We start from the raw sequence: 6,482 nt of genomic DNA on the forward strand, positions 1-6,482 counted from the left end.
CTCAGGTCCAATACAGAGCGGGGAGGAACCCATCCCACGCCGTGCCACCCCAGGCCGGCCAGACCTGGAGTTCCTCTTGACGATTCAATCGCTTCCAACATCGTTTGTTGACCGCCATATCGGCGCGCGCCGCCAGGCCGACGTCGACACCATGCTCAAAGCCGTGGGCTATGACAGCGTGGACGGCCTCGTTGACGTTGCCGTCCCCGCCTCCATCCGCCAGGAATCTGCCCTCCGCCTGCAGGACGCCCTCAGCGAGGTTGAAGTCCTCGCGGAGCTGCGCCGGATTGCCGGCCGGAACAAGACCGCCGTCCAGATGATTGGCCAAGGCTACTACGACACCGTCACTCCCCCGGTGATCCGCCGCAACATCCTGGAATCCCCTGCCTGGTACACCGCCTACACGCCCTACCAGCCGGAGATCTCGCAGGGCCGGCTGGAAGCGCTGCTGAACTTCCAGACCATGGTCCAGGACCTGACGGCCCTCCCCGTGGCCAATGCCTCGCTGCTGGACGAGGCCACCGCCGTGGCTGAGGCCGTGCTGCTGATGCGCCGCGCCAACAAGGACAAGAATGCCAAGGACGGCAAGACCGTCCTGGACAGCGACGTGCTGCCCCAGACCATCGCCATCGTCCAGGGCCGCGCCGAGGCGCTCGGGTTCGAGGTGGAGGTGGCCGACCTGTCCCGGGGACTTCCGGAAGGTGACATCAACGGCATCGTGCTGCAGCAGCCGGGGGTTTCCGGCCGGGTGTGGGACCAGTCCGGCGTCATCGCGGCCGCCAAGGACCGCGGCGCGCTGGTCACCGTAGCTGCCGACCTGCTGGCCCTGACCATGATTACTCCTCCGGGCGAACAGGGCGCGGACATCGCGGTCGGCTCCGCCCAGCGTTTTGGCGTGCCGTTGTTCTTTGGGGGGCCGCACGCCGCCTACATGGCCGTCCAGAAGGGGATGGAACGCACCCTGCCCGGCAGGATCGTCGGAGTCTCCAAGGACAACGCGGGCACGCCCGCGTACCGCCTGGCGCTGCAGACCCGCGAACAGCACATCCGCCGCGAAAAGGCCACGTCCAACATCTGCACCGCGCAGGCACTCCTGGCCATCGTGTCCTCCTTCTACGCGGTCTACCATGGCCCCGACGGGCTGAAGGCGATCGCCGAGGCCGCCCATCACAACGCCAGGGTGCTGGCAACAGCACTCACGTCCATGGGCCGGGAGCTGGTCAGCGGCTCCTTCTTCGATACCCTCACCGTCCGTGTGCCTGGCAAGGCCGCCAAGGTGATCACCGCAGCCGAGGCCCGCGGCATCAACCTGCGATTCATCGACCAGGACACCGTCGGCGTCTCCATTGATGAGACGACGACGGCGGCAACACTGTCCGCTGTCGCCGTCGCCTTTGGTGCAGGTCCGGTGGGCGACGCCCAAGGCTTCGAACTGCCCGAGGCCGTGCTCCGCACGTCCGCGTACCTGGAACACCCGGTGTTCAACACGCACCGGTCCGAAACCCAGCTGCTGCGCTACATCCGCCGCCTCTCTGACCGGGACCTGGCGCTGGACCGCACCATGATCCCGCTGGGCTCCTGCACCATGAAGCTGAACGCCACCGCCGAGATGGAAGCCATTTCCTGGCCCGAGTTCGCCTCCATCCACCCGTTCGCCCCGGATTCGCAGACCGAGGGCTGGCGCGAACTCATCGCCGGACTGGAAGCGGATCTCGCGGAGATCACCGGCTACGACCAGGTGTCCATCCAGCCCAACGCCGGCTCGCAGGGCGAACTGGCCGGGCTGCTGGCGATCCGCGGCTACCACCACTCCCGCGGCGAGCAGCAGCGCAACGTCTGCCTGATCCCGGCCTCGGCGCATGGCACCAACGCCGCCTCCGCGGTGCTGGCGGGCATGAAGGTCGTCGTCGTGGCCACGGCTGCTGACGGCACCATCGATCACGATGACCTGACGGCCAAGATCGAGGCGAACAAGGACGTCCTGTCCTGCATCATGATCACCTACCCCTCCACCCACGGTGTGTACGACGGCGACGTCCGCGACGTCTGCGACGCCATCCACGCCGCCGGCGGACAGGTGTACGTGGACGGGGCGAACCTGAACGCGCTGGTGGGCCTGGCCCAGCCGGGCAAGTTCGGCGGCGACGTGTCCCACTTGAACCTGCATAAGACCTTCTGCATCCCGCACGGCGGCGGCGGACCCGGCGTCGGCCCGGTCGCTGCCAAGGCGCACCTGGCACCGTTCATGCCGGGCGATGCCAACAAGGCCGCACACGAAGCCGGACACGGGGTCGCGATCTCGGCGTCCCGGTTCGGTTCCGCCGGTGTGCTGCCGATCTCCTGGGCGTACGTGAAGCTGATGGGCGGCGAGGGCCTGACCGAGGCCACCAAGTCGGCGCTGCTGGCCGCCAACTACGTGGCCTCCCGGCTGAATGAGTTCTACCCGGTCCTGTACACCGGCGAGGGTGGCCTGGTGGCGCACGAGTGCATCCTGGACCTGCGCGAACTCACCGCCAAGACCGGTGTCACCGCCGAGGACGTGGCCAAGCGCCTCATTGACTTCGGCTTCCACGCTCCCACCCTCGCGTTCCCGGTGGCCGGGACCCTGATGGTGGAGCCCACTGAATCTGAGGACCTGGCAGAGATCGACCGGTTCATCGAGGCCATGATCATCATCCACGCCGAGATCGAGCAGGTGGCTGCCGGCGACTTCACCCTGGAGGCCTCGCCGGTGCGCAACGCACCGCACACGGCGGCCGCCGTCGTCAGCTCCGACTGGGACCGCGCCTACCCGCGCGAGCAGGCCGCCTTCCCGGTTGCCTCGCTGCGGCAGGACAAGTACTTCCCGCCCGTGGGACGCATCGACGGTGCGGCCGGCGACCGCAACCTCATCTGCTCCTGCCCGCCGCTCTCCGAATTTGAAAACTAGAAGGACCTCCAATGACTGAGAACTACACTGCCCTTTACGAGCAGCACAAGAAAGCCGGGGCCTCCTTTACGGACTTTGGCGGGTGGCAGATGCCGCTGAAGTACAGCTCCGAACTGGCCGAACACCACGCCGTCCGCAACGCTGCCGGGCTGTTCGACCTCTCCCACATGGGCGAGGTCTGGGTGACCGGCCCTGACGCTGCCGCGTTCCTCGACTACGCCCTGACCGGCAAACTGTCCGCGGTCGCCGTCGGCAAGGCCAAGTACTCGCTCATCTGCGACGCAGACGGCGGCATCATCGACGACCTCATCACCTACCGCAGGGCAGACGACAAGTTCCTTGTGGTGCCCAACGCGGGCAACGCGAAGGTCGTGGCCCGGGCGCTGGCCCAACGCGCCGCCAACTTTGACGTGACCGTGGAGGATGCGTCCGCCCAGACCTCCCTCATCGCGGTCCAGGGCCCTAACGCTGAGGCCATCCTGCTGAAGCTGGTTCCGGCAGATCAGCACGCCCTGGTGACGGAACTGAAGTACTACGCCGCCGTCGAAGTAGGCATCAGCTTCGGCGGTACCGTCCGGGACCTGCTGGTGGCGCGCACCGGATACACCGGTGAGGACGGGTTCGAAATCTACGTCCCCAACCTGGACGCGCCCGCCCTCTGGGAGGCGCTGCTGGAAGCCGGCGAAGGCTCGGGCCTGGTTCCCGCGGGCCTCGCGTGCCGCGACTCGCTCCGTCTCGAGGCGGGGATGCCGCTCTACGGCAACGAACTTTCCCGCCAAGGCAACCCCTACGCCGCAGGCCTGGGCCCGGTGGTCTCGCTGGCAAAGGAAAGCGACTTCGTGGGCAAGGAAGCCCTGGGCGCCCTCAAAACTGCCGGCGTCGGAGCCACCATCGGGCAAAAGCTCGTCGGCCTCAAGGGGACCGGCCGCCGGGCCGCCCGCGGCCACTACCCCGTCCTCAAGGACGGCGCCCTGGTGGGTGAAGTGACCTCCGGGCAGCCCTCGCCCACCCTCGGCTACCCGGTCGCGATGGCCTACGTCGACGTCGAATTCGCCGAACCGGGCACCGTCCTGGACGTGGACCTGCGCGGCAAGCCCGAAAGCTTCGAAGTCGTAGCCCTCCCGTTCTACAAGCGCCAAAAATAAACCCCCGAACTTTCCACACATAAAGGAAGAATCATGAGCAAAGTTGTTTCCGAACTGAAGTACTCCGCCGAGCACGAATGGGTTGCTGTCGACGGATCCGGTCCTGCGGGAATCGGGATTTCCGCCGTTGCCGCCGACGCCCTGGGCGACATCGTGTACGTGGACCTGCCCGAGGTCGGTTCCACCGTGACCGCCGGCGAGACCTGCGGTGAGGTGGAATCCACCAAGTCCGTGTCGGACCTCTACGCACCCGTCACCGGTGAAGTCGTGGAAATCAATGACGGAGTGGTGTCTGACCCGGCCCTGATCAACAGCGACCCCTACGGCGCCGGCTGGCTGTTCAAGGTGGCCGTCACCGAGGAAGGCCCCCTGCTTTCCGCTGAAGAATACGCAGCAGCAAACGGCGGCGAACTGTGAACGCTGCAGCAGCCGGCACCGTAGCTTTCAAGCAGGTGGTCTCCCCGAGCCTGAACGCGGAGCTTTCAGCCTTGGACCCCGAGATCGCGGCAAAGATCGACGACGAACTTGGCCGCCAGCGCGATGGCCTGGAGATGATCGCCTCCGAAAACCACACGGCCGCCGCCGTTATGCAGGCGCAGGGCTCAGTCCTGACCAACAAATACGCCGAGGGCTACCCGGGCAAGCGCTACTACGGCGGCTGCGAGCACGTGGACGTCATCGAGCAGCTCGCCATCGACCGGGTGAAGGCGCTGTTCGGCGCCGAATACGCCAACGTCCAGCCGCACTCCGGCGCCCAGGCCAACGCCTCGGTGATGCACGCGCTGATCAAGCCCGGCGACACCATCATGGGCCTGAACCTGGCCCACGGCGGCCACCTGACCCATGGCATGCGGATCAACTTCTCCGGCAAGCTCTACAACGTGGTCCCCTACCAGGTCCGCGAAGACACCCACACCATCGACATGGCCGAAGTGGACCGTCTGGCGCAGGAACACAAGCCGCAGCTCATCGTGGCTGGCTGGTCCGCCTACGCCCGGCAGCTGGACTTCGCGGAGTTCCGCCGGATCGCCGACTCCGTGGGCGCGTACCTCATGGTGGACATGGCGCACTTCGCCGGGCTGGTGGCCGCGGGCCTGCACCCCTCCCCAGTGCCGCACGCCCACGTCACCACCTCCACCACGCACAAGACCCTCGCCGGTCCGCGCGGCGGCATCATCCTGTCCAACGACGCCGACATCGCCAAGAAGATCAACTCCGCAGTGTTCCCGGGTCAGCAGGGCGGTCCGCTGGAGCACGTCATCGCGGGCAAGGCCGTGGCGTTCAAGATCGCCGCGTCCGAGGAGTTCCGCGAGCGGCAGGAACGGGTGCTGGCCGGTGCCCGCATCCTTGCCGAGCGCCTGATCCAGCCCGACGTCACGGCCAAGGGCGTCAGCGTGGTCTCCGGCGGCACCGACGTGCACCTGGTCCTGGTGGACCTGCGCAACTGTGAACTCGACGGGCAACAGGCCGAAGACCGGCTCGCTGCGATCGACATCACCGTCAACCGCAACGCCGTCCCCTTCGACCCGCGTCCGCCCATGGTCACCTCCGGCCTGCGCATCGGCACCCCAGCCCTGGCCACCCGCGGCTTCGGCGAGGACGCCTTCCGCGAGGTGGCGGACATCATCGCCGAGGCATTGATTGCCGACGCCGGCGCAGACCTTTCCGGCCTGCGTCACCGCGTCGAGGTCCTGGCCAAGGCGCACCCGCTGTATCCGGGCATCGCACCGCTGTCCTGATCTCTGGTCACCTTCGGGACCGGCGGACCGGACATTTTCACGCCTGCTGCTCGTTCCTCGCTTTGACGCAGGCTTTCGAAAAGTCCGGCTCCGCCGGCCCCTCGCGGGCACGTCGCCTCGGTGACGTGTCCTCGGAGTGGGCGGGGCATCCGGCAGCGTGCGTCTAAGGGAGCGGCACGTCCGCGCAGCGGGCGTCTTCGCGACCGAGCACGCAGAGGATGTCCTGTCCGCTCCACCCCGACCACACTGTTTTAGTTAGGAACCTCTCGCATGGCTGTTGGCGTATTCGACCTTTTTTCTATAGGTATTGGTCCGTCGTCTTCGCATACTGTGGGGCCGATGCGGGCTGCTGCTGTGTTCGCGGAGGAGCTCAAGAGTTTTGGCGTCCTGGGTGGGGTGGCGTCGTTGCGGGTGGATTTGTATGGGTCGCTGGCGGCGACGGGGCATGGTCACGGGACGATGACCGCGATCCTTCTGGGGTTGGAGGGGTTCCATCCTGAGTTGATCCTGCCGCAGGAGGTGGAGGAGCGGCTGGCCTCGATCGCGGAGACCGGGATCCTGAACCTGGCAGGGACTGTGGCGTTGCCGTACGGGGTGGGCGATATGGTGTTGCGGCCGTTGACCGTGTTGCCGCGGCACACGAACGGGATGACGTTCACCGTCACGGAC

General features: G+C 66.9%; 5 protein-coding genes. All 5 read left to right on the forward strand.

What is annotated here, in order from left to right:
- The first annotated feature begins 64 nt into the window (after window positions 1–64).
- Complete coding sequence (gene gcvP, locus J2X98_RS21325; protein WP_373460945.1) at window positions 65–2,929, forward strand: aminomethyl-transferring glycine dehydrogenase; 2,865 nt, start codon at window positions 65–67, stop codon at window positions 2,927–2,929.
- Between the two features lie 11 nt (window positions 2,930–2,940).
- Complete coding sequence (gcvT, locus tag J2X98_RS21330) at window positions 2,941–4,074, forward strand: glycine cleavage system aminomethyltransferase GcvT (RefSeq protein WP_307312264.1); 1,134 nt, start codon at window positions 2,941–2,943, stop codon at window positions 4,072–4,074.
- Between the two features lie 33 nt (window positions 4,075–4,107).
- Window positions 4,108–4,491 (forward strand): glycine cleavage system protein GcvH, encoded by a 384-nt coding sequence (gene gcvH / locus J2X98_RS21335; RefSeq protein WP_307312266.1) that lies wholly within the window; start codon window positions 4,108–4,110, stop codon window positions 4,489–4,491.
- Entirely contained in the window at window positions 4,488–5,813 is a 1,326-nt protein-coding gene (gene glyA / locus J2X98_RS21340) for a serine hydroxymethyltransferase (RefSeq protein WP_307312268.1), read from the forward strand. Before gcvH ends, glyA begins: the two co-directional genes overlap by 4 nt.
- A 270-nt stretch (window positions 5,814–6,083) precedes the next feature.
- Window positions 6,084–6,482 (forward strand): serine dehydratase beta chain (locus tag J2X98_RS21345; RefSeq protein ID WP_307312271.1); only part of this gene is annotated, 399 nt, incomplete at its 3' end.

This window comes from Pseudarthrobacter enclensis, from assembly GCF_030811655.1.
In the GTDB taxonomy this organism is placed as follows: Bacteria; Actinomycetota; Actinomycetes; order Actinomycetales; family Micrococcaceae; genus Arthrobacter; species Arthrobacter enclensis_A.